At 48.8% G+C, this 22932-nt stretch carries 22 protein-coding genes; 18 read left to right on the plus strand and 4 right to left on the minus strand.

The annotated features are described in order from the left end of the window. The first annotated feature begins 39 nt into the window (after positions 1-39). From thrS to BM200_RS11820, 4 genes are all read left to right on the plus strand, one after another. Positions 40-1977: a threonine--tRNA ligase gene (gene thrS / locus BM200_RS11810; RefSeq protein ID WP_091185380.1), complete on the plus strand. Its 1938-nt coding sequence runs from the start codon at positions 40-42 to the stop codon at positions 1975-1977. A 61-nt stretch (positions 1978-2038) separates the two neighbouring features. Continuing rightward, entirely contained in the window at positions 2039-2632 is a 594-nt protein-coding gene (locus BM200_RS11815; protein WP_091185381.1) for a 3D domain-containing protein, read from the plus strand. A gap of 65 nt (positions 2633-2697) precedes the next feature. Next, positions 2698-2826, plus strand: a complete 129-nt coding sequence (locus tag BM200_RS30610; protein WP_281248369.1) for a hypothetical protein — start codon at positions 2698-2700, stop codon at positions 2824-2826. Between the two features lie 185 nt (positions 2827-3011). Further along, the gene (locus tag BM200_RS11820) at positions 3012-3389 is read left to right on the plus strand and encodes a hypothetical protein (protein ID WP_091185384.1); all 378 of its coding nucleotides are present in this window, start codon (positions 3012-3014) and stop codon (positions 3387-3389) included. A gap of 57 nt (positions 3390-3446) precedes the next feature. On the opposite strand, the gene BM200_RS11825 is transcribed toward BM200_RS11820, so the two are convergent. Beyond that, positions 3447-4739, minus strand: coding sequence for an ammonium transporter (locus BM200_RS11825; protein ID WP_091185385.1), 1293 nt, complete (start codon positions 4737-4739; stop codon positions 3447-3449). Between the two features lie 305 nt (positions 4740-5044). Here BM200_RS11825 and liaF point away from each other — a divergent pair, with 305 nt between their 5' ends. The 10 genes from liaF (at position 5045) to glnA (ending at position 16600) form a co-directional block, all read left to right on the plus strand. Continuing rightward, positions 5045-6166: a cell wall-active antibiotics response protein LiaF gene (gene liaF, locus BM200_RS11830; RefSeq protein ID WP_245772981.1), complete on the plus strand. Its 1122-nt coding sequence runs from the start codon at positions 5045-5047 to the stop codon at positions 6164-6166. Between the two features lie 6 nt (positions 6167-6172). Next, the gene (locus BM200_RS11835; protein ID WP_091185388.1) at positions 6173-7213 is read left to right on the plus strand and encodes a sensor histidine kinase; all 1041 of its coding nucleotides are present in this window, start codon (positions 6173-6175) and stop codon (positions 7211-7213) included. Continuing rightward, positions 7200-7865, plus strand: coding sequence for a response regulator (locus BM200_RS11840; protein ID WP_091185389.1), 666 nt, complete (start codon positions 7200-7202; stop codon positions 7863-7865). Before BM200_RS11835 ends, BM200_RS11840 begins: the two co-directional genes overlap by 14 nt. Positions 7866-7939: 74 nt before the next feature. Then, on the plus strand, positions 7940-8353 hold the full coding sequence (locus BM200_RS11845; protein WP_091185392.1) for a YugN-like family protein: 414 nt from the start codon (positions 7940-7942) through the stop codon (positions 8351-8353). A 222-nt stretch (positions 8354-8575) separates the two neighbouring features. After that, positions 8576-10213 carry a S1C family serine protease gene (locus BM200_RS11850; protein WP_091185396.1) on the plus strand — a complete coding sequence of 546 codons (1638 nt, stop codon included), beginning with the start codon at positions 8576-8578 and terminating at the stop codon, positions 10211-10213. A gap of 81 nt (positions 10214-10294) precedes the next feature. After that, positions 10295-10987, plus strand: a complete 693-nt coding sequence (locus BM200_RS11855; protein WP_091185399.1) for a response regulator transcription factor — start codon at positions 10295-10297, stop codon at positions 10985-10987. Positions 10988-10994: 7 nt separating this feature from the next. Then, positions 10995-12512 carry a sensor histidine kinase gene (locus tag BM200_RS11860; protein ID WP_091185403.1) on the plus strand — a complete coding sequence of 506 codons (1518 nt, stop codon included), beginning with the start codon at positions 10995-10997 and terminating at the stop codon, positions 12510-12512. A 30-nt stretch (positions 12513-12542) separates the two neighbouring features. Continuing rightward, the gene (locus BM200_RS11865; RefSeq protein ID WP_091185406.1) at positions 12543-13508 is read left to right on the plus strand and encodes a 4-hydroxy-3-methylbut-2-enyl diphosphate reductase; all 966 of its coding nucleotides are present in this window, start codon (positions 12543-12545) and stop codon (positions 13506-13508) included. Between the two features lie 352 nt (positions 13509-13860). Beyond that, positions 13861-14922 (plus strand): 3-deoxy-7-phosphoheptulonate synthase, encoded by a 1062-nt coding sequence (gene aroF / locus BM200_RS11870; protein WP_091185409.1) that lies wholly within the window; start codon positions 13861-13863, stop codon positions 14920-14922. A 253-nt stretch (positions 14923-15175) separates the two neighbouring features. Further along, positions 15176-16600: a type I glutamate--ammonia ligase gene (gene glnA, locus BM200_RS11875; protein ID WP_091185411.1), complete on the plus strand. Its 1425-nt coding sequence runs from the start codon at positions 15176-15178 to the stop codon at positions 16598-16600. A gap of 117 nt (positions 16601-16717) precedes the next feature. On the opposite strand, the gene thpR is transcribed toward glnA, so the two are convergent. Continuing rightward, a complete protein-coding gene (gene thpR / locus BM200_RS11880) occupies positions 16718-17296 on the minus strand; it encodes an RNA 2',3'-cyclic phosphodiesterase (RefSeq protein ID WP_175532837.1) in 579 nt (192 codons plus the stop codon). Between the two features lie 170 nt (positions 17297-17466). Here thpR and serC point away from each other — a divergent pair, with 170 nt between their 5' ends. Next, positions 17467-18555, plus strand: coding sequence for a 3-phosphoserine/phosphohydroxythreonine transaminase (gene serC / locus BM200_RS11885; RefSeq protein WP_091185415.1), 1089 nt, complete (start codon positions 17467-17469; stop codon positions 18553-18555). A gap of 59 nt (positions 18556-18614) precedes the next feature. Here the strand turns inward: serC and BM200_RS11890 are convergent, their stop codons facing one another. Further along, positions 18615-19331, minus strand: coding sequence for a response regulator transcription factor (locus BM200_RS11890; RefSeq protein ID WP_091185418.1), 717 nt, complete (start codon positions 19329-19331; stop codon positions 18615-18617). A gap of 166 nt (positions 19332-19497) precedes the next feature. Between BM200_RS11890 and trmL the strand changes: the two genes are divergently transcribed. The 3 genes from trmL (at position 19498) to BM200_RS11905 (ending at position 21907) form a co-directional block, all read left to right on the plus strand. Beyond that, positions 19498-19962, plus strand: a complete 465-nt coding sequence (gene trmL, locus BM200_RS11895) for a tRNA (uridine(34)/cytosine(34)/5-carboxymethylaminomethyluridine(34)-2'-O)-methyltransferase TrmL (protein ID WP_091185421.1) — start codon at positions 19498-19500, stop codon at positions 19960-19962. Between the two features lie 122 nt (positions 19963-20084). Continuing rightward, entirely contained in the window at positions 20085-20336 is a 252-nt protein-coding gene (locus tag BM200_RS11900; RefSeq protein ID WP_091185423.1) for an AbrB/MazE/SpoVT family DNA-binding domain-containing protein, read from the plus strand. A gap of 374 nt (positions 20337-20710) precedes the next feature. After that, positions 20711-21907 carry an aminotransferase-like domain-containing protein gene (locus BM200_RS11905; RefSeq protein ID WP_091185428.1) on the plus strand — a complete coding sequence of 399 codons (1197 nt, stop codon included), beginning with the start codon at positions 20711-20713 and terminating at the stop codon, positions 21905-21907. On the opposite strand, the gene BM200_RS11910 is transcribed toward BM200_RS11905, so the two are convergent. After that, a complete protein-coding gene (locus tag BM200_RS11910) occupies positions 21891-22727 on the minus strand; it encodes a DUF2161 family putative PD-(D/E)XK-type phosphodiesterase (protein ID WP_091185431.1) in 837 nt (278 codons plus the stop codon). The genes BM200_RS11905 and BM200_RS11910 overlap by 17 nt on opposite strands. Positions 22728-22932: the final 205 nt, after the last annotated feature.

Consider the following 22932-nt stretch of genomic DNA (forward strand, 5'->3'; position numbering starts at 1 on the left):
ATCCCGCGTGCTATGCCAACTTTTTCAGGAGGGAAATCAATGTCTATCAAAGTTACTTTTCCAGACGGCGCGATTCGGGAGTATGCAGCTGGAACAACAATCGAAGAAGTAGCGGGCTCGATCAGCCCGGGTCTTCGCAAGAATGCTATCGCAGGTAAAATCAACGGTAAAGTCGTTGACGTGTACGCGCCAATCGAATCTGATGCCGCAATCGAGATCGTTACGATTGAATCGGCCGATGGCCTCGAGGTTTACCGTCACAGTACGGCCCATCTGATGGCTCAAGCAATCAAACGCCTGTATGGCAACGCAAATGTGAAGCTGGGCATCGGTCCGGTTATCGAGGACGGTTTCTATTACGATATCGATATGGATCAATCGCTGACTCCGGAAGACTTGACCAAGATCGAGAAAGAAATGGAACGCATCGTGAATGAAAATCTTGACATTCGCCGCCGTGTAGTCAGCCGCGAAGAGGCTCTGGCCATTTTCACGGAGCTCGATGATAATCTGAAGCTTGAGCTGATCCGCGACCTGCCGGAGGATTCGGTTATTACGATGTACCACCAAGGCGAATTCTTTGATCTTTGCCGCGGACCGCATCTGCCGGCCACTGGCCGTATTAAAGCATTTAAGCTTCTGAGCGTAGCCGGCGCGTATTGGCGCGGGGATTCGAAGAACAAGATGCTGCAGCGTATTTACGGTACGGCCTTCGCCAAGAAAGCACAGCTGGATGAGCATCTGCACTTCCTGGAAGAAGCGAAGAAACGTGACCACCGCAAGCTGGGCAAAGAGTTGAAGATGTTCACCTTCTCCCGCGAGGTGGGCCAAGGCTTGCCGCTGTGGCTGCCAAACGGCGCAAAGGTTCGCCGTACGCTTGAGCGTTATATCGTTGACTTGGAAGAGCGTCTTGGCTATGAGCATGTGTATACACCAGTACTTGCTAACGTGGAATTGTACAAGATCTCCGGTCACTGGGAGCATTACAGCGAAGACATGTTCCCGCTGATGGCTCTGGACAACGAAGAGCTTGTTCTTCGTCCGATGAACTGTCCGCATCATATGATGGTATACAAGAGCGACATGAGAAGCTACCGCGATCTTCCTGTCCGTATTGCCGAGATGGGCACGATGCACCGCTATGAAATGTCCGGTGCTTTGACTGGCCTGCACCGCGTACGCGCGATGACGCTGAATGATGCGCATATCTTCTGCCGTCCGGATCAGATCAAGGAAGAGTTCGCTCGAGTTGTGAATCTGATCCGCAAAGTTTATGAAGATTTCGGCATTACAGAATACCGCTTCCGTCTGTCTTACCGTGATCCGCAAGACACAGAGAAGTACTTCCAGAATGATGAGATGTGGGAAATGTCGCAGCGTATGCTGCGTGAGGTAGTCGAAGAGCTTGAACTGCCATTCTTCGAGGCAGAAGGCGAAGCGGCGTTCTACGGTCCTAAACTTGACGTTCAGATCAAAACGGCTCTTGGCAAGGAAGAGACATTGTCGACTGCACAGCTCGACTTCCTGCTCCCAGACCGCTTCGAGCTTGAATATATCGGCGAGGACGGCAAGAAGCATCGTCCGGTCGTTATCCACCGCGGGATCATCAGTACTATGGAACGGATGACGGCCTTCCTTCTGGAGAACTTCGCTGGTGCATTGCCGCTCTGGCTGTCGCCGGTACAAGCGAAGGTCATTCCGGTATCGACTGCTTACGAGGCTTACGCGCGTGAAGTGGAAGAGAAGCTGAAGCTGGCTGGCGTTCGCGTGGAGAGCGATCTGCGCAACGAGAAGCTTGGCTATAAGATCCGCGAAGCACAGCTTGAGAAGCTGCCTTACATGCTCGTGGTCGGCGATAACGAGGCGCAATCGGGCACTGTGTCGGTACGTAAGCGCGGCGAAGGGGATATCGGCGCTAAACCGGTAGCAGAGCTGATCGAGCTGCTGCAAAACGAAATCGCAACTAAAGCAATCTAGGCTGTTATGAATAAAGCTTGGACCGTTTGGGAATTATTCTTCTGAGGAGGAAGCTGCCCAAATGGTCACAAGCTTTTTTACTTGTAAAAAAACAATTTCAAGCGTAGCGGTTGCGGCAATGCTGACAGGAGGGTTTACAGCTCCGGGTCTTGCAGCAGCACCTACCGTTAAGCATGAAGTTCATGAAGCAACCAAAGAGAATAGCAAGGAAGCACCCGCAGCCGTAGAAGCCATTGCGGAGCAGGCGTTATCAACCGTGCAGGTTATAGCTACGGGCTATACGGCAGGTTATGAATCAACAGGTAAGCGCCCTGGTCACCCGCAATACGGAATCACTTATTCGGGGGTGAAGGTCAGAAGGGGGCAAGTATCAACCGTAGCGGCTGATACGAAGCTGTTTCCGATTGGTACACTGCTTTATATTCCGGGCTATGGCTACGGCGTAGTTGCGGATACCGGGTCGGCCATCAAAGGCCACAGGCTCGACTTATACTTTGAGACGATAAAAGATGTATATAAGCAGTGGGGAAAGCGGACCGTTGCGGTACAGGTGCTTCGCAAAGGCAACGGCAAGCTGTCTCAGACGTGGCTGAACCAGATTAATCATGCGGTTGAAGCGGGAAAACCGATCCCTCAGACGTACTTAGAATCATAATACGCATCTGAATAATAAGCCTTCACTCAGCCATACTAAGGTTGGACGGGGAGGTGAATACTACAATGGCTAAAAACAAAAACAACAAAGCGCAAAACAACAACAAGTTCAACGCAGAATTCGCTGAGGAGTTCAACCAAAACAATGCAGCTGGTAAAGCTGCAAATCAACAAACTCAAAAAGCGGAGAAGTAATAACTTTGACGAATCAACAAGAGGAACCGATCCCCGGTTCCTCTTTTTTCCTATTTTGAAGGAAGCACGGTTTTTTATCTTTATCAAATTTTCTAATGTTACATATTTTAAGTTTTCAAGAGCGAATCTTTATTGTATATTAGTTATGTAAGAAATAATCACGCAGTGAAGACAGGTGAGCTATCATGACTGATCCAATTATCCAAACGAATCATTCTTCATCCCATCATCGTAAAGCAGCGGAAGTGCTGCCTTTTATCGATGCGTATGTGGCGAAGAAAGAGCAGGAAATCGCAGAAATCGAGCAAATGGTTGAACGATATGAGAAGCGGCGTCTGAAGGAAGAGCGGGCTTATCAGTCTATGTCCACGTTGCGTCGGTTATTGTCCGGCCGAAAGCCGGATCATCATTTGGCTGTTGAATATATTCATTTTGTTAAGAAACCAATGGAGCAAGTACGTGCTCTCCGACTGGAAATTGAGCATGCCAGATCCATTCAAGTATCGTCACCGACAGATATTGTGACCATCTCGGGAGACCTGGTTAATGAACTATATCGATAATTATACCCATAAACAAAAGGCGTTCCCCTTCCGGAGGAACGCCTTTTGTCTGTTTTATTATTTTCTTGTAATGTGATCCACATCAATGAAATCATTTTCCTGGTTGTATGCAGGAACGCCATGGATACCGACATCGAGGCCAATAAGCTCTTCGTCCCTGGAAACGCGTACCGGCATGATTTTGCGAATCAGCAGCAAGACAGCCCAGGTGACGGCAAATCCCCAAATGGCGATGACGACAAGTCCAAGCGCCTGTGCACCGAGCAGGTTCCAGCCGCCTCCGTATAACAGACCGTAGTAGCCTTGTCCGACGCCCTCTGTAAGCTCGGGGATTGCGCAGAGACCAACAGCCAATGTGCCGATGCTGCCGCTAATGCCATGCACTGCAAAGGCTCCGACCGGATCATCGATTTGTTTGCGCTCCAGGTATTCGGTAACAAGCACCATCGCAATGCCGCAAATAGCCCCAATCCAGATGGCCGCGCCGTCGGATACAAAGGCACAGCCCGCAGTAATGCCGACAAGACCGGCTAGAGAGCCGTTGATAACCATCGGCGGGTCCGCTTTCCGGTAACGGAACATCGTAAACAGAATACAAATCGCTCCGCCTGATGCAGCGGACAACATAGTTGTTACGGCAATGTGGCCAATTGCGGCGTTGGTTGCGCTGAGCGTACTGCCGGCATTAAAGCCGAACCAGCCAAACCAGAGTATAAAGGCGCCAACGGAAGCCAGCGGAAGATTAGATGGTGATACGATGTTCACTTTGCCGTCGGGTGAGAACTTGCCGATTCTCGGACCGATAAACAAGGTTGCAGCCAGCGCCGCAAATCCGCCAAGGGCATGGATGGCTGCCGAACCGGCAAAATCAATCATGCCAAGCTTGCCTAACCAGCCGTTTACTGCCCATACCCAGTGCCCTGACAGCGGATAGATCAGACCAGTCATGGCAATGGTCAATAAGATATAGGCCCGGAAATGAATCCGTTCCGCAACGGCTCCGGATACAATCGAGATGACGGCGATGACGAAGGCGCATTGGAACAGCCAATAGGTCTCGTGGGAAATATTCAGACTGATGTGTGATAAGTCCCCATTGAGCAGAAATCCGGATGAGCCGAACAAGCCGCCAATGTCTTTGCCGTACATGATGGCGAAGCCAAAGAAGTAAAAGACAAGTGCACCAAAAACAATGTCGACAAAAACCTTCATAATAATGCTAACCGCATTCTTCTGCCGGACAAAACCGGCTTCAAGCAGGGCAAACCCGCCTTCCATCAGCAAGATCATTGCTGCTGTCAAGACAACCCAGACGGTATCCAGCCCTCTCGACAGTTCTGCTACATCCATTGATTCAACTCCTGTTGTTCATAGTCGTAATTGATGTAAGGTTTCTCTGTCTCTATGAATCCGCTCACCATTATAAATAGCCAAAGTAAGTAATGTCAACGTATTTGCGTGATGTTTTATGACGCATGTTAGATATTTTTTGCAGAATTAGCATTTAAAGATCGATTTTTAGAAAAACAGAATTCCTGTTCTCAGTCTCGAGACCGATGCCAAGTTCAATCGGCCGTCCCTTTATAACCCTACTTGCATTAGCTATACTAAGTAGCATAAGACATTAAGAAGTACTGGCAGGGAGTTGACTAAAATTGAATGGAAGCTTTCTAAACCGGCTGTTATCGGGTCTTGTCATCATTGCCGTTGGCGTATTCTTTCTGTTAAAACAACTGGGCATGATTGATTACGACATTAGTATTGGCGAGATTATCTCCAATTATTGGCCAGTCGTGCTGCTCTGGATTGGTCTGCATGGACTGCTTGCCGGCCGTCACGGTCACGGCTCCGGCTGGTGGGCGGGGATGATGATTTTACTCGGGTTTATATTTCTGGGTCATAATCTGGAGTGGTTCTCCTGGTCGTTTAGCGACATCGTTTCATATGCTTGGCCAATCATTATCATACTGGTAGGCATTAACTTCTTGCGCCGTCCGCGGCACCGTCACCAGGAGCCTCCTCAATATGATGATGAATGGAAGTCATATAACGCATATACCGATTATAAAGGTGACATACCTGCTGCGCCTCCGCTTCACCCGGATCCAACCAAGGCCGGTGAGGAAGATGCGAATCGAACAGATGCCGGCAACCCAAACCCGGGAGATGCCAAAGCCTTCACGGATCATAAGGTTGGCGGGGACCCCGAGCCTGATTTAAGAAGGGGTCCTTATCATCACGGGAGACCGCATCAAAACTTCAAGCGTGAATTGCGTCAGCAAATCAATGAGCAGAAGCGGCATATCCGGGAGCACAAGCATCAGGTGAGAGAGCATATCCGCGAGCAGCACCAGCGCTCCAAGCATGGATCTTTTGAATATTGGAACCATGATCCAAATGCACAGTCGAGATCGGGATTTATCGGAGATATTCATATTGGCCAGGATTATTGGGAGCTGAAGCCGCTGAATATATCCCATTTTATCGGTGATACGATTGTTGATTTGACGAAAGCACAAATTCCGTTTGGCGAGACGAAGATCTGTATCTCTTCTTTTATAGGCGATGTAAAGGTGTATGTACCTAACGACTATGAAGTAGGCGTACAGGTTATATCGAGTGCTTTTGTAGGCGATGTGAAGATTCTGGGTCAGAAGGAAGGCGGAATGTTCAAGAGCATTAACATTCATTCGCCTTACTATGAAGAGACGGACAAAAAAATCAAACTCGTCGTTAGCACGTTCGTCGGCGATGTTCGCGTTACGAAGGTGGGATAGACGTTTATGATCGTTCGATTGTTCCGCGGCGGCAAATGGCGGCTGCTCACCATGTTTGTTGCCTCCTCGGTAACGGCACTGGTGCTTGCTATTGCGGTATGGACTGGATTAGCAGATGGGGACAGAGTTCAGACGGAAGTGCGCTACGGCGCAGCCTCCGTCTTTCTGCTTGTTAGTGCAGGGTTTGGGTATTGGACGGGCCAGCATATTCAGAGGCGGATTGACACGCTGCAGCTGGCGCTGAAACAGGCGGTCAACGGGAACTTCGAAGTCCGGATTACGGAATCCGGCGATTTCTCCTTCTCCGAGCTGTACCACGAATTCAATGAGCTTGCCGAACTGATGCAGGAGAGGATGAAGCGGCTCCAGATGACCGGGGAAGAACAGGTCATGTCACAAGCTGCTTCTAATGAAGCGGCCGTTCAAGAGGAACGGAAAAGGTTAGCAAGAGACCTCCACGATACGGTCAGCCAGCAGCTGTTTGCCATGCATATGTGCGCCTCTTCGCTTCCGAAGCTTCAAGAAATTGATCAGGAGCGCGCCGCTTCCGTGTTGGATCAGCTTATTCAGATGTCAACGCTAGCGCAAAAACAGATGAGGATATTTATCGCGCAGCTTCGTCCGATGGAGCTGGAGGGGCGTACGCTGCTCGAGGCGCTAGACAAATGGTTTCCGGATTATTGCCGTCAGAATGGGCTGCAAGGCGTATTTGACTGGCGGCTGACTGAACCGCTCACCGAGGCGAAGGAGCATCAGCTGTTCCTTATTGTCCAGGAGGCAATGGCCAATGTAGTGAAGCATTCCGGTGCGCAAAGCTGTTCATTAAGCTTGACGGAGAATGAACGGCAGGTTGTGCTTATTCTTCAGGATGACGGAACGGGCTTTCGGGCAGATCAGGTAAGACGCGGTTCTTACGGATTATCCACGATGCAGGAGCGGGCCCAGCAGCTGGGCGGTCAGGCTGAAATTATTAGCAAGCCGGGCAGCGGCACAAGAGTGAAGGTTACCATACCGAAAATATGGAGGGGCAACGATGAGCGGGACTAATACGTTAAAAGTTATGATTGTTGATGACCATGATATGGTGAGAACAGGCTTGCGCACGTATTTGATGCTGGAGCCGAAGTTTGAGGTTGTAGCTGAAGCAAGCAGCGGTCAGGCTGCTATTTCGCTCCTGGAGGCGGGCATTGCCTCCGGCATACCGGATGTAATTCTGATGGACCTGATGATGCCGGGGATGGATGGCATTGAGACAACCCGGCAAATGATCGCCAAATATCCGAACCTGAAGATCATCATGCTTACCAGCTTCCTTGAAGATGACAAAGTTTACGGGGCAATTGAAGCGGGAGCGGTAAGTTATGTCCTCAAGACGGTTTCGGCGGAGGAGCTTATTTATGCGCTGCATGGTGCAGTGAAAGGGATGCCGGTCATGACGGCGGATGTTTCCCAGGCTCTGACGAGAGGCTTGCGCCAGCGTACGGCCCAATCGGGTGACGAGGAGCTGACGGAACGGGAGAAGGAAGTGCTTCTGCTCATCGCGGAAGGCCGCTCCAATAAGGAAATCGGCGAAGAGCTTCATATTAGCGTAAAAACAGTCAAAACCCATGTCAGCAACCTCCTGATGAAATGCGAGTTGGAGGACCGGACGCAGCTTGCGGTTCTGGCCCATCGCAAAGGCTGGGTAAAAAACACATAAATAACGGGATGGCGGGACATATTATCCTTTAGCGGTTAATCAAGCAAGAGATGCCAAAGGAGAGCTGAACTGTCATGATTCCACTTTCATCATCACTGGAAGCCCGTCAGCAAGCATTTACTGATTCCAGGGACTGGCTTGAGCAGCATCAATTCTCGCTCGGGGGCAACTGGGATTATACGAACGGGTCCTTCGACCGGGCATTAGATCAGGAGAATAAGGTATGGCTTCGCCTGCCCTTTCAAGTAACTAACGGCAGTGTCGTAGACGTAACGGCAGATACAAATGCCATCATTACGTTAGGAACTCCCTATGTTCTGAGGCATGAATATCAGGAAGGCAATGATCCTGAAGCAAGCGCCCGCGTCGTTGGGGCATTGTTTGATCAATTTCAGTCCCCTTCCAATCCGGATGCCCATGTCGATGCGAAATGGATTGATAAGGCGAAGGAAGTACTGAGAGAAGTTGAAAAGCTGTTTCCACAATAAAATACGGCACGCCAAGCTCTCTATCGTGGAATGGAGAGTTTGGTAGAGTGACAGGCAAAAGTGCATAGAAATAACGTCGTTAGACGTTTTTTTTATGTTCGTTTTAATTCATTTTAAGTTTGTTTTAAGGTAGAATGTGCATGATAGGTATACAGGAATTGAGAGCGCCGACAATTACAAGATTCGGCTGCTTTATTGGAATAGATCAAGGAGGAGACGGAAATGGACGATCAGAACAAAAAATACGACGATTTCTTTCAGAATCGTGCGAACGGTGAAGACAACAATCCGCGTGAAGACGAGAATACAACAGCATCAGCTGAAGGATCGGAAGCTCCGGGTAAAACTTCCTATTATTATTCATACGGACCATTCAAATCTTCCGCACCGGATGATAATGGAGCTTCCGTGCCGTCCCGGTCTAACCCGCAGGAATACTATGCAGCGGCATCTGACGGCAGCGAGCCTGAGCCGGACCAGCAGCAGTCGAGAGTGGAAGTAACGCCGCCTGCGCCGTTACGTCCTTTTACTTATAATCAGCAGTCTGCTAAAAGCGGCTGGCAAACACGTGAACCGCGTAAGAAGAGTCCGATAAAAGGAATGTTCGTCTCCTTCTTGGCCGGTGTAGTTGTGGTTGGCGGCCTGATGGGCGGATTAATGTACGCCTCGGATACGAATAACTGGTTCACCAGCAATTCGGTATTCTCCTCGAAGCAGGCGGAGAACGGCTCGGGTGCAAGTTCAGGAACAACGGCAGAAAGTTCTACAGCTGGCAACGGCGGAGCATCGGTAGCAGCAGCAAGACCGGATAATATTGCGAAGCTGTTCGAGACGGCAAGTCCGGCAGTTGTTAAGATCGAGACTTATGTGAAGCCGGCTGCGCGCGGCGGCAGCGGAAGCGGCAGTATTTTGGACGATCCGTTCTTCCGCCAGTTCTTTGGTGAGGAAGCACCGGATGCTAACCAGCAGCAAGAGAATAATGGCGATGACAGCAACATGCAAGCGTCGGGAATTGGTACGGGCTTCTTCTTCGAATCGGATGGTTATATCCTGACGAACCAGCACGTGGTTGCAGATTCCGATAAGATCGAAGTAACGGTTCAAGGCTATGATAAGCCGTTTAAGGCCGAGCTTCTTGGCTCCAGCTTTGATCTTGACCTTGCGGTATTGAAAGTGACGGGCGATAAAGCATTCCCAACACTGCCGCTTGGCAGCTCGGATAAAATTAATATCGGTGACTGGGTTGTAGCCATTGGCAACCCATATGGCTTTGACCATACCGTAACCGTTGGCGTATTGAGTGCAAAAGAACGTCCGATTGATATTCAGGATACAGACGGCACCCGCGAGTACAAACATTTGCTCCAAACGGATGCTTCCATTAATCCGGGTAACTCCGGCGGTCCGCTTCTGAACGTAAACGGTGAGGTTGTCGGTATTAATACAGCAGTCAGCTCGCAAGCACAAGGTATCGGCTTCGCGATTCCTACAAGTACGATTCAGGAAGTTCTGGATACGCTTAAAAACAATAAGGAAGTTCCTAAAGAGCCGGTTCCATTCATCGGTGCTGAGCTTGGCGATGTAACGGATGCGATTGCGAAGCAGCTGGGCATGGATAAAGTCCAAGGCTCGATCGTCAGCAACGTGTATTACAACTCTCCGGCATACATTGCCGATCTGAAACAATTTGACGTGATCCTTGGCATCGATGGCAAAACGTATTCGAATACGCAAGCGCTCATCGCCGAGATCCAGAAACGTAAAGTAGGCGATAAAGCCGTACTGAACATTGTCCGCAGAGGCGAAAAGATGGATTTGCAGGTGGAGATCGGCGACAAAAACAAATTTAACGCCGAGTAAGTCATAACGGAAGCGCAGAGTAAGAAAGACTCTGCGCTTCTTTTATAGAAGAGCAGAGAAGTTATTCAGGGGGAGAATGAAATGAGACAGCATATTATGGTTGTAGATGACGATGACAAAATTACCTCTTTACTTAGAAGAAGCCTTGCGTTTGAAGGTTATGAAGTAACAACGGCAAGCAATGGTATGGAAGGACTAAAGCTGCTCTTAACGGCGGATCCGGACATGCTTATTCTTGATGTCATGATGCCGCAAGTGGATGGTTGGGAAGTGTGCCGCCGTGTTCGGGAAGGCGGAAGCACAGTCCCTATTCTTATGCTGACGGCAAAGGATGATATTTCGGACCGGGTAAAGGGGCTTGATGCCGGAGCGGACGATTATTTGATTAAACCGTTTGCGCTGGAGGAGCTTCTGGCAAGGGTCCGTGCTTTGCTGCGCCGTAAATCAGACAAAATGGATGATTCGAGCAGCAACAAAATCGTTTTTGACGATTTGGCACTGGATCTGGATTCCCGTGAAGCCATTCGTTCCGGAAGGCGGATTGAATTAACGGCGAAGGAATATGATCTGCTGCTCTTATTTATGCAAAATCCGCGCCGGGTACTAACCAGAGACGCAATCATGGAAAAGATTTGGGGATATGATTTCAGCGGCGAGTCGAACGTGCTCGAGGTTTACATTGCCATGCTCCGTCAGAAGCTGGAGGAGGGCGGGGCCAAACGCATTATCCAAACCGTGCGCGGAACCGGCTATGTACTGCGGGGAGAGGGTTGATTAGCAGATGACGATCAGGCTTCGTCTGACTTTATGGTTTTCCGGCATCCTTGCAGCCGCATTAATCGTATTATGTGTGGCTATTTATTTCTTTGTTAATATGAATACGTATGCAGATACGAAAGAACAGCTTCGCGACCAGGCTGAATCATATGATATCGTGAAATACGAAAATGGATTAAATCAGACTGATCTGAATATTAAGAGGAATTCTCCATTTTACGAAAAAGATTTTTATGTGCAATTAGTAAATTATAAAGAAGGCATCATTAAAACGTCCGGTGAATTACAGGTTAACGGTATCAAATTTCCTATTCCTGAAGCCAAGACAAATCCGGATTATGACTATAAGAAGGCGGAATTGAAGACCAATGAAGGGGAAGTCGCTTTCCTGATCTATCAAGTTCCTATTCATAACAATACGGATGGCACATTAATTGGCCTGCTTCAGGTTGGCGCGGTAGTAGCCAGCGAGGAGAATTACCTGGCCGGACTACGCGTCATTCTTATTATGTCATCGTTGATTTGTCTTCTGCTTGCCTTTACAATAGGCCTGTTCCTGGCGCGCAAAGCCCTGCAGCCGATCGAGCGGGTGATCCGCACGACCGAGCAAATTCAAGTCGGCTCTGATCTTAGCGTCCGCATTCCGATTGAAGGGCCGAAGGATGAAATCGGGAGGCTGGTGTACACCCTTAATATTATGCTATCTCGGATCGAGATGGCTTATAACGGACTGGACGAATCTTATAAAGCGCAGCGCCGCTTTGTCTCTGATGCCTCCCATGAGCTTCGTACGCCTCTGACAACGATTCGAGGCAATATTGAGCTTCTGCAGCGGGTGTGGTCGAAGACCATTGATCCGGAGAAAGCGGGTGATATTGTGCTGGCCCTTGATACACAGCGGTGGGAGCTGTCTAACGAGGCGATGCAGGATATTTCAGCCGAGGCACGGCGAATGTCCACGCTTGTTAATGATCTTCTGGCATTAGCTAGAGCGGATGCGGGATATGAGATGGAGAAAACAACGCTGCCCATGCTGCCGATCGTAGAAGAGGTTGGCCGAAGAGCGGGTCTGCTTCCGCGGAACGCTGAATGGCGGATTGGGGATTTATCTGCATTAAATGGCTATCAGGTGTACGGGAACGCTGATTATTTGCAGCAGCTTCTGTTCATCTTTATTGAGAATGCCTTCAAATATACACCAAGCGGCTGGATTGAACTGAGCGCAATACACAAAGAAAATCAGCTTGGCATTATTATTAAAGATACGGGAATCGGTATGAATCCGGAGGAAGTTCCCCATATCTTCGACCGTTTCTACCGGGCAGATGAATCGCGCGGAAAGACCGTAGGAACAGGGCTTGGCTTGTCTATTGCCAAGTGGATTATTGATGAACATCGCGGCTCGATTGAGGTGACAACGATGGAGGAAGAAGGGTCCACGTTTGTTATTTGGCTGCCAATAGACTTTTCCCCCCAGCCTGCTTCGATTATAATGGAAGGAACGGATCGAAACGAAGTCTAACTTCGTTATAGAGAAAGCAGGTGTTAGCAGATGGAAATTGTTAAAATATCGCCGCGGGGCTATTGCTATGGGGTCGTTGATGCGATGGTTCTCGCTTTGCAAACGGCAAAGAATCTGGACCTTCCGCGTCCAATTTATATTCTTGGCATGATCGTTCATAATGCGCATGTGACAGAAGCTTTCGAGACAGAGGGCGTTATTACGCTTGACGGCGAGAACCGTCTGGAAATTCTGGAGCAGATCGAGAAGGGCACAGTTATCTTTACAGCCCATGGTGTATCGCCTGAGGTGCGCAACCGTGCCCGTGAGAAAGGTCTCACCATCGTGGACGCAACTTGTCCGGATGTAACAAAGACGCATGATCTGATCCGGGAAAAAGTAGCCGAGGATTATCATATTATTTATATCGGCAAGAAGGGCCATCCGGAGCCGGAAGGTGCGATTGGTGTGGCGCCGGACCGTGTTCATCTCATTGAGCGTGCAGAAGATATTGAGAAGCTCAGCGTACCTGAGGGCCGAATTATTATTACGAATCAGACGACGATGTCGCAATGGGATATCCGTATTATCATGAGCAAGCTGCTTGAGGCGTATCCGAAAGCGGAGATTCATAATGAAATCTGCCTGGCGACGCAAGTACGCCAGGAGGCCGTAGCCGAACAGGCCGGCGCTGCACAGCTATGTATTGTAGTTGGCGATCCTCGCAGCAATAACTCCAATCGTCTTGCGCAAGTATCCGAAGAGATTGCGGGCGTAACGGCTTACCGTGTTGCCGACGTGTCGGAAATCAAGCAGGAGTGGCTGAAAGGCATCGATCGCGTCGCCGTTACTTCAGGAGCGTCGACTCCAACTCCGATTACGAAGGAAGTTATCGCGTATTTGGAGCAGTACGACCATGCCAACCCGGAAACGTGGGAGATCAAGCGCACGGTCAACAAAAACAAGCTTCTTCCGACTATTCGTACCAAGTCGAATGCAGGCGCAGCAGAAGCTTAATATGATTGGTTATAGAGACAATCAGGGGAAATGACCTTTGGTTGTCTCTTTCTGTTTATTGTACCCTTTGAGTATTTGAAAAAATTGACAGAGTGCAGCGGAGTAAGTGAATGTTCTGGAGAAGCGAAGTGTTCGCCTTGGTAATTAGATTCCTACTATGGAAACTTGTTCAGGGAATCTAATTAGCACAGCGATCGTAAGAATATTCACTTACGTAGTTGCATGCCTGCGATGCAAATTTCCTGTTGACGAAAAGGGTACTCCTCGTGTATATTTGCTTTAACAAGTAAAAGCATAAAAGCCACAAAGCATAAAAGCGTATAAGCGTTGAAGCGAAAAAGGAGAGATGGACATGATCGTTATTACAAGCCCACATATTGCTGAAGAGCGCATTCAAGAAATCGTGAACCATATTGAAAGAGCGGGCGTGCAAGCCCATGTATCGAGAGGAACGGACCGTACCGTTATCGGGATTATCGGCCAGGCGGAGCCAACGCTTGCTGAGCATCTCCGCCAAATGAAAGGCGTCGAGAATGTGATCAAGATCTCGAAGTCCTACAAGCTTGCAAGCCGTGACTTCCATCCGGACGATACGGTGATCGATATTAAAGGCGTTAAAATCGGCGGCGAGAACCTCGTGATCATGGGCGGCCCGTGTGCTGTTGAATCGCCGGAGCAAATTGATGAAATCGCCCGTCTTGTGAAAGCAGCCGGCGGACAAGTGCTTCGCGGCGGTGCGTTTAAACCTCGTACCGGTCCTTACAGCTTCCAGGGAGTTGGAGTGGAAGGCTTGATCATGATGGCGGAAGCCGGCAAGAAGCATGGCCTCCTGACGATTACGGAAGTCATGACGCCGGAGTACGTAGATGTATGTGCCGAATACGCGGATATTCTTCAGGTCGGCACCCGCAACATGCAGAACTTCGACTTGCTTCGCAAGCTCGGAACCATCCAGACACCGGTCCTGCTCAAGCGCGGCTTCAGCGCAACGTATGATGAGTTCCTCAATGCAGCGGAATACATCCTGGCCGGCGGAAATCCGAATGTTATGTTATGTGAGCGCGGAATCCGAACGTTCGAAACTTACACAAGAAATACTCTCGACCTATCTGCTATTCCGGTTCTGCAAGGGCTTAGCCATCTGCCAGTAATCTCGGATCCTAGCCACGGTACAGGACGCCGCGAATTGGTAGAACCGATGTCCAAGGCATCCGTTGCAGCAGGGGCGAACGGTCTGATCGTTGAAATGCACACAGATCCGGATAATTCGATGACAGGTGACGGTGTACAATCGTTATTCCCAGACCAATTCGCTAATTTGTTAAAGGATTTAGAGAAGCTGGCGCCAATCGTCGGAAAACAATTTAATACAACAAAAGAGCCGGCAGCGGCCTTCGCAGAGTGGAAAATTTAATACAAATTGTTAATGAGAAAAGCCGGGAAGCCTTGATACACAAGGCCTCCCGGCTTTTCTGATCGAATGTAAAGGCTTAATTGTGAACAAATGTTTAAACTTGTAAGTATACCTCACATATGATTAAAAAATACCTTACATAAGTATTGACGATGCCAAACCGTAGTTTTATAATTACCTCATAGTTTAGCACGAAAATTGAACAATAACTGTTCATAACTAAGCAAATGTTCGGAAATGGAGGAAATATCTGATGTCAGTTCAAAATGTTTTGAACACAATTCAAGAAAACAACATCCAGTTTGTAGATTTCCGTTTTGTGGATCTCGCTGGTCGCGCGCACCACATTACTCTTCCTGCTACAGAAGTTGACGCTGATACTTTCGTAAACGGTGTAGCTTTTGACGGTTCCTCGATCCCAGGGTTCCGTGGTATCGAAGAGTCCGACATGGTAATGATGCCGGATACTGAAGCAGTATTCGTTGATCCTTTCACAGATCATCCTACACTGAACATTATGTGTAACATTCATACACCGGACGGCGAGCGTTACGAGCGTGACCCACGCAGCATCGCTCAAAAAGCGGAAGAATACCTGCAAACGACTGGTATCGGTACTACTGCATTCTTCGCACCTGAGTCCGAGTTCTTCATTTTCGACGAAGTTCGCTATGAAAGCACAATGAACTCCTCTTCTTTCTACGTTGATTCCGAAGAAGCAGGCTGGAACACGAACCGTAAAGAAGAAGGCGGCAACCTGGGCTTTAAAGTTCCTGTAAAAGGCGGCTACGTGCCAGTTGCTCCAGTTGACCAACAACAAGACATCCGCAGCGAAATGGTTCGCCTGATGCAAGAAGTTGGCCTTCGCGTTGAGCGTCATCACCACGAAGTTGCAACTGCTGGTCAAGCAGAAATCAACTTCCGTTTCAGCACTTTGACTAAAACAGCTGACAACCTCATGCTGTACAAATATATCGTTCATAACACAGCTCGCCAATACGGTAAAGTGGCTACTTTCATGCCAAAACCATTGTTCGGCGACAACGGTTCCGGTATGCACGTTCACTCCTCGATCTTCGACGGCGACACTCCGCTGTTCTATGAAAAAGGCGCTTACGGCAACCTGAGCCAACTGGCTATGCACTACATCGGCGGTATCCTGCACCATGCACCAGCTCTGATCGCTTTGACGAACCCTTCGACAAACTCGTTCAAACGTCTGGTACCTGGTTACGAAGCACCGGTTAACCTCGTATTCTCGAAAGGTAACCGTTCCGCTGCAGTTCGTATTCCAATCGCATCGGTAACACCAAAAGGCTGCCGTATCGAGTTCCGTACTCCGGACTCCACAGCTAACCCTTATCTGGCATTCGCAGCTATGCTGCTTGCTGGTCTGGACGGCGTTAAACGTAAACTGGATCCTGTTGCTTTGGGCTATGGTCCATTCGACAAAAACATCTACGAACTGCCAGAAGAAGAGAAAAAAGAAATCCGCAGCGTACCTGGTACACTCGACGAAGCGCTTGACGCTCTCGAAGCGGATTCCACATTCTTGACTGAAGGTGGCGTATTTACGGAAGAATTCATCGCTAACTATGTTGCCGTTAAACGCAGCGAAGCTAAAGCGGTATCGATCCGTATTCATCCACACGAATACAGCCTGTACTTCGGCTGCTAATTCGAAACGCACTTATTCAAGCGGACTCCCTTAGGGGGTCCGCTTTTTCCATTATAGAACTAATAAGTTACTCTAAACGCGGTCGCTCTTCTTCGACATGCTTCGATAGAGGTTTTCTCACTTGTCGAAGGAAATGACGGCGAGAGGTTCGTACATAGGTCTTTCGCCCAGTCGGGTTTGGTAAAGAGTAATGCCGCTTGCGTCGAATGCTGTCTGATGCTGTAGAAAGCTGCTGGAGAGCTTCTGGAGTTGATCTGTCTTACAAGGCTCATCAGCATTGTATTTCCTCGCTAAGGTGACATGTGGGCGGTAAGGACGGGTCTCTGGTGTGTAGTTGATGGCAGAGTGAAGGAATTCTCCAAGCAATTGATGAAGCTTAAGCAGCTCATCGGGCAATTCCTTTAGGCCAAGCCATAAGACGGAAGGGCGTTCCACGCGGCCAAAGCTGCCAAGCTTCGACAGTTCTAATGGAAAGGCTCTTATTCGAGACGCCGTCTCCTGCATGGCAGCCTGAATAACGGGGATGGAGGAGATGGGCATGTCCCCGATGAAATGCAGCGTAACATGCAGGTCTCTTGGATCTACCCATCTCTGGAAAGGGAGCTGTGTCCGCCAATCGGGCAAATGGCTAACGATTTGCCCCGTAATATTTTCTGGAATGGTAATAGCGGTGAAAATCCGAATATTTTCTGCCATATGATTATTCTCCGTTCGACTTTTTGTCACTAACATTATGTAAATGTACTTGAAGACAGCCTCTAAAATTGCTATCATAATCAATATCATGTGAGATGTGAAATATAAGCATAGTATAGAGAACTTGTACCTTCTTATATTTTAACAAAAACAAAAGGTGGGTAACGGAAATGAAACGAGCCTATAATTTCAATGCAGGACCGGCCGCTTTACCGCTTGAAGTGCTGCAGCAGGCACAGGAGCAATTTGTCGAATATCAGGGCGCAGGCATGTCTATTATGGAAATGTCGCATCGGAGCGCACTGTATGAGCAAGTGAACAATGAATCACAAGCACTCATGCGCGAATTGTTCGGTATTCCGGATAACTATCATGTATTATTCCTTCAAGGCGGCGCTAGCCAGCAATTCGCCATGATTCCGATGAACCTGCTTCGTCCGGGTCGCGTTGGCGCTTATGTCAAGACAGGCGCTTGGGCTGATAAAGCACTGAAGGAATCGAAATTCGTTGGCGAGACTGTTATTGCGGCTTCGTCAGAAAACGACAAATATATGCGGATGCCAAATGTGAATGACTTTATCGTTCCTGACAATGCCGCTTACCTCCATATGACATCGAATGAAACAATCGGAGGCGTTCAGTTCCAGGAGTTCCCGACGAATCTTGGCAATGTGCCGCTTGTTGCCGATATGTCGAGCGACATTTTGAGCCGTCCAATTGATATTAGCAAGTTTGGTCTTATTTATGCGGGCGCGCAAAAAAATCTTGGTCCATCGGGTGTGACCGTTGTTATCGTACGCGATGATCTGGTACAGGAAAGCCCGAAAGACATTCCGGCTATCTTCCGTTATGATACTCATGCCAAAAACAGCTCGTTATATAATACACCGCCATCTTTCTCGGTATATATGGTTAATTTGGTCCTGAAATGGATCAAATCAAACGGCGGAGTTGCTGCAATGGAGCAAATAAACCGTGATAAAACGAAGTTGATCTATGATGCGATCGATCAAAGCAACGGTTTCTATATCGGGTGTGCGCATCCGGACAGCCGTTCGCTTATGAACATTACTTTCCGTATCCAAAGCGAAGAGCTTGAGAAGCAATTCGTGAAGGAATCGGAACAAAACGGCTTTGTTGGCCTGAAAGGCCATCGCGATGTTGGCGGCCTTCGTGCATCGACGTATAATGCCGTTCCTCATGAGAGCTGCAAAGCGCTTGCTGAATTTATGGCGGATTTCCAGCGCCGCAACGGTTAAGAATGAACAAAGACCGCCATTCCCGTAAACGGAAAGGCGGTCTTCATCTTTAGCGGTGGTTATGCGAGTGAAGAATCGGCCATATTAGGGGCGTGAAGCTTGTAGCCGACATTGCGGACCGTCATAATATATTCGGGAGTTCTTGCGTTTTGCTCGATTTTATCCCGAAGATGGCTGATATGAACGTCAACGATACGCGTATCGCCGAGGAAATGGTAATCCCATACCCCATGCAGCAGCTGCTGACGGCTTAATACTTTGCCTCTATGCTTACATAAGAAGAGAAGAAGCTCAAATTCTTTAGGTGTCAGTTCGATTGTTTTGCCATCGATCAGCACTTCGCGTTGTTCTGCCCGTACAGTCAATCGGCCAATATCGAATGTAGTGGATTCGGCTTGGCCTGGAAGGGATTGAATGCGGCGGAATATCGCCTGGATACGGGAAATGAGCTCTTGCGGACTAAACGGCTTTGTCATATAATCGTCGGCCCCGTTATCGAGCCCGGCGATTTTGTCTGTGACATCCTGCAAAGCGGTAAGCATAACGATAGGTACGGCATTGCTTTGCTTGCGCAGTTCACGGCATACTTGAATACCATCCATCTTCGGAAGCATCAAATCAAGTACGATCAGGTCAGGACGGAATGGCTTCAGCATCTCGAATACGGCCTCTCCATCGCTTACGCACCGGACATCATAGCCGGCGAGCTTTAGATTAAATTCGATAAGCATGGAGATTGAAGGCTCATCATCTACGACCAATATTTTCTTTTTCATCGTATCTATTCTCCTTTGCCTCCTACATGATGTCTCCATTATGAAGGCTAACATTAATGCGGAGATTAAGAGTACGTTAACCTAATGTAAAAATTGCCTCCCAAGCACTGGTGCGGCAGCCTAATGAATCGTGTATAATGACATAGAATGTGAGGTAAGTACAGTTATGGCATTTCATATCGTATTGGTTGAACCCGAAATTCCTGCAAACACGGGCAATATTGCTCGTACATGCGCAGCAACAGGCGCGCATCTTCATCTTGTTCGTCCCCTTGGCTTCCAGACCGATGACCGCACACTGAAGCGCGCCGGCCTGGATTATTGGCATGCCGTTCACGTGGAGTACCATGATTCCTTCCAGGAGCTGCAAGATGCGAATCCAAACGGAAGATTTTTTTATGCAAGTACAAGAGCGCGTAAAGTGTATACGGAGTTTGAATTCAGGGACGGAGATTTCTTCGTATTCGGGAAGGAAACCAAAGGACTTCCGCAAGAGCTGATCGAGGCGAATCTGGATACTTGCATGCGGATGCCGATGACAGGTGACGTCAGATCGCTGAATCTTTCTAATTCGGCGGCTATTATTGTGTATGAGGCTCTGCGCCAGAATCAGTTTCCAGGTATGGACTGAAATTGCATGATATTAAGGATTATCCTTGTTTGGGAAGGAATTCGAATGAGACCATCGAAAGTCTACTGTGCAATGTTTTCACAGAGTTAGCTTGCAAATCCAGACATAAAGAAGGTGAAAAGATGAAACCAGCAGGTGTGGTTAGAAAGGTGGATCAACTCGGACGAATTGTCCTTCCTAAATCACTTCGTAAACGGTATCAGATGAATGAGGGGGATCCTGTTGAGATTTTAGTGCAAGGCGACCATATTATTTTGGAGCGCTACCGTCCAAGATGCGTGTTCTGCGGATCAATGGAAGATGTGAAGGAATTCAAGGAACGCTATCTATGCGAACAATGCATGAGCGAGATGGGACAGCTTCAAATCCGTTAATTGGACATATCCTAACAGCACTAATAAACATATCAGGTCATAATAAAAAATGAAGCTTCTCCTAAGCGTCAACGCTTACAGGAGAAGCTTCATTTTTTGTTTCTTAAAGGCCTTTGGTCTTGTCGTCGTTATACGAAGACGTCAAGATGGCAGTCAAGAACAAAATAAAGACTGTCATAACAATAACGAAAGTAATAGACATTAAGTGACACCTCCGATATGCTAGCTTCATTATAACCAAGGTTTAGGAAAAAGAAAACGTGAAAAGTTGTGAACAGATTGTTAAAACCTTGTTATATTGCATGGACTCTTTTTATTATGCGACAATAATGGCAGGAAGAATCATTGCAGTTATTGTGGGAGGAGACGGAAAAATGGAATTTCGGTTTGCATCAAGAATGACGCAGGTTAAATCTTCGGTCGTGCGGGATATTCTGAAGCTGACGCAAGGCTCCGATATCGTATCTTTTGCAGGTGGACTGCCGGCGGAAGAGTTGTTCCCTGTTCAGGCTGTCAGGGAGGCGGCTGACCGCGCAATCTCGGCGGGCACAAGCGCGCTGCAATATGGACTTACGGAAGGCTACCTGCCGCTTCGCGAACAGCTTTGTGTTCGTATGGCCCAGAAGGGGATGAATGTGAAGCCGGAGGAAATGATCATTACAACCGGCTCCCAGCAGGCGATCAGTCTGCTCGTACAAGTGTTGACCGAGCCAGGAGATACGGTGCTTGTTGAACGTCCGACGTATTTGGCCTGTCTTCAGGTATTTGAGCTGCATGGTCTGAAGGTTATAGCAGCGGAAAGTGATGAGCATGGGATGATTCCGGAGGATGTGGAACGTCTGGTTCGCCTGCATAAGCCGAAGTTTATGTACGCTGTACCAACCTTTGGCAATCCTACGGGCAATGTATGGAGCCTGGAGAGAAGGCAGCAGCTGCTGCAAATTTGCGTTAATCATCAAGTCCCTATTATTGAAGATGATCCTTACGGCGAATTGAAATATGACGAGAAGGCGGCTTACCCTACTCTGTTTGCTCTTGATCAGCAGCTTGGAAGCGGCGTTGTCATTTATACGAGCACGTTCTCGAAGACGGTCGCTCCCGCGCTCCGCACAGGTTGGGCGATTGGTGATGCGCGTGTGATCAAGATGCTTGCCGTGGCGAAGCAGGCGGCAGATCTGCAGTCCAGTACGATGGATCAGCAAATATTAAGCCAGCTGCTGGCGCATTTCCCGCTTGATGATCATATCCGGGTTATTTCGGAATCCTATGGAGACCGGATGCGCGAGATGCAGAATCTGATCAGGGCGCAAAAGATTGAAGGCCTCCATTGGATCGAGCCAAAAGGCGGCATGTTCCTGTGGGTCGAGCTTCCGGAAGGTCTGGATGCGGAAGCGCTGCTGCGGGTTGCCGTATCGAAGGGTGTTGCCTTTGTACCGGGCAGTGCCTTCTATGCTTACGATCCAAAGCGGAACACTGCCCGGCTTAACTTTACACATAATAAAGGTGCCAGAACGGTGCTGGGCGTCGAGCGCTTGGCAGAGGCGATCCGCGAGTTTACAGCGCGGAGTTAAGACTTGTAGCTTTTTTGCCCGTTGAACGTCTGGATGTTTTAGGTTTTGAGGTCGCTTTGGGAGCCTTGGATGCTTTTGCCTCTTTAGGAACAGGAGCCGGCGGGAGGACAAAGCTCTCCTTCCATTCGGCGATGACTTCCGCATATTCGGCCAAGGCTAAGGCTCCGGCTGCCGTCAATTGATATTGGCCGCGTCCGACCTTCTCGAACCAGCCATAGTAATTGCTGCGGAGCATGGATGCGGTTTGCGGATTGCCGGTCAGCGCTACCAGCTGGCTTGGGGACAGTATCCCGGCCTGTTGCAGGGCATAGGCGCCTCGGAGCGCCTTTTCCCGGTAGGCGGTGACTAGCTTGCGGCCGGTGCTGCCGCCTACATTGTAATCGCCGCTGCGCTCGCGGAACTCCCTTAAGAGGCGTGCCTGACGGGTTCTTCGGATGCCGCGCTTTGGCATCTCGCCTGGCTCGCACAGCATCTCGATAAGCGGTGCTTTTGTCTTGAAGAAGGTAACGGTCATTAGGCCGAGACCAAGCATCCGGCACAGCTCTGTAATATCGCTGAAGCGCTGATTGTGGGCGCCGCTTTTTTTTCGGTTACGCTCAATAGCGAGCACAACATGGTCATTTATGCGTAAACGTTCAATCCCTTGCAGAAGCAAAGCGAGATTGAACGTTTTTTTCATTTCGACAACAACGGCTTCACTGCCATCTTGTTTCATCGCGACGAGATCGCAGTGAAGAACCTCGCTTTTTACTGTAAAGCCAAGGTTTTCGTAATAGGTTTTGATGGGGCTATACAGCTCCTCTTCCTTGTTAACCGCCATGTTAATTCCCCTCTTTCTCCCATCATTATAACAAAGGTTTGTTCATGCTTGTCGCTATTTGCCGGATTGCCGACTAAAATAGTGGTCAATTTCCTACATAACTAAGCATAGGAATGTAATACACTTCAAAAAAAGTTGGTCCACTCGATCAATGATGTAGAGATAATCCCGGGCGGAATGAAAACTAGCGGATTGCGGAAGCGAT

The sequence above is a fragment of the Paenibacillus catalpae genome (genome assembly GCF_900112695.1).
Classification (GTDB): Bacteria; Bacillota; Bacilli; order Paenibacillales; family Paenibacillaceae; genus Pristimantibacillus; species Pristimantibacillus catalpae.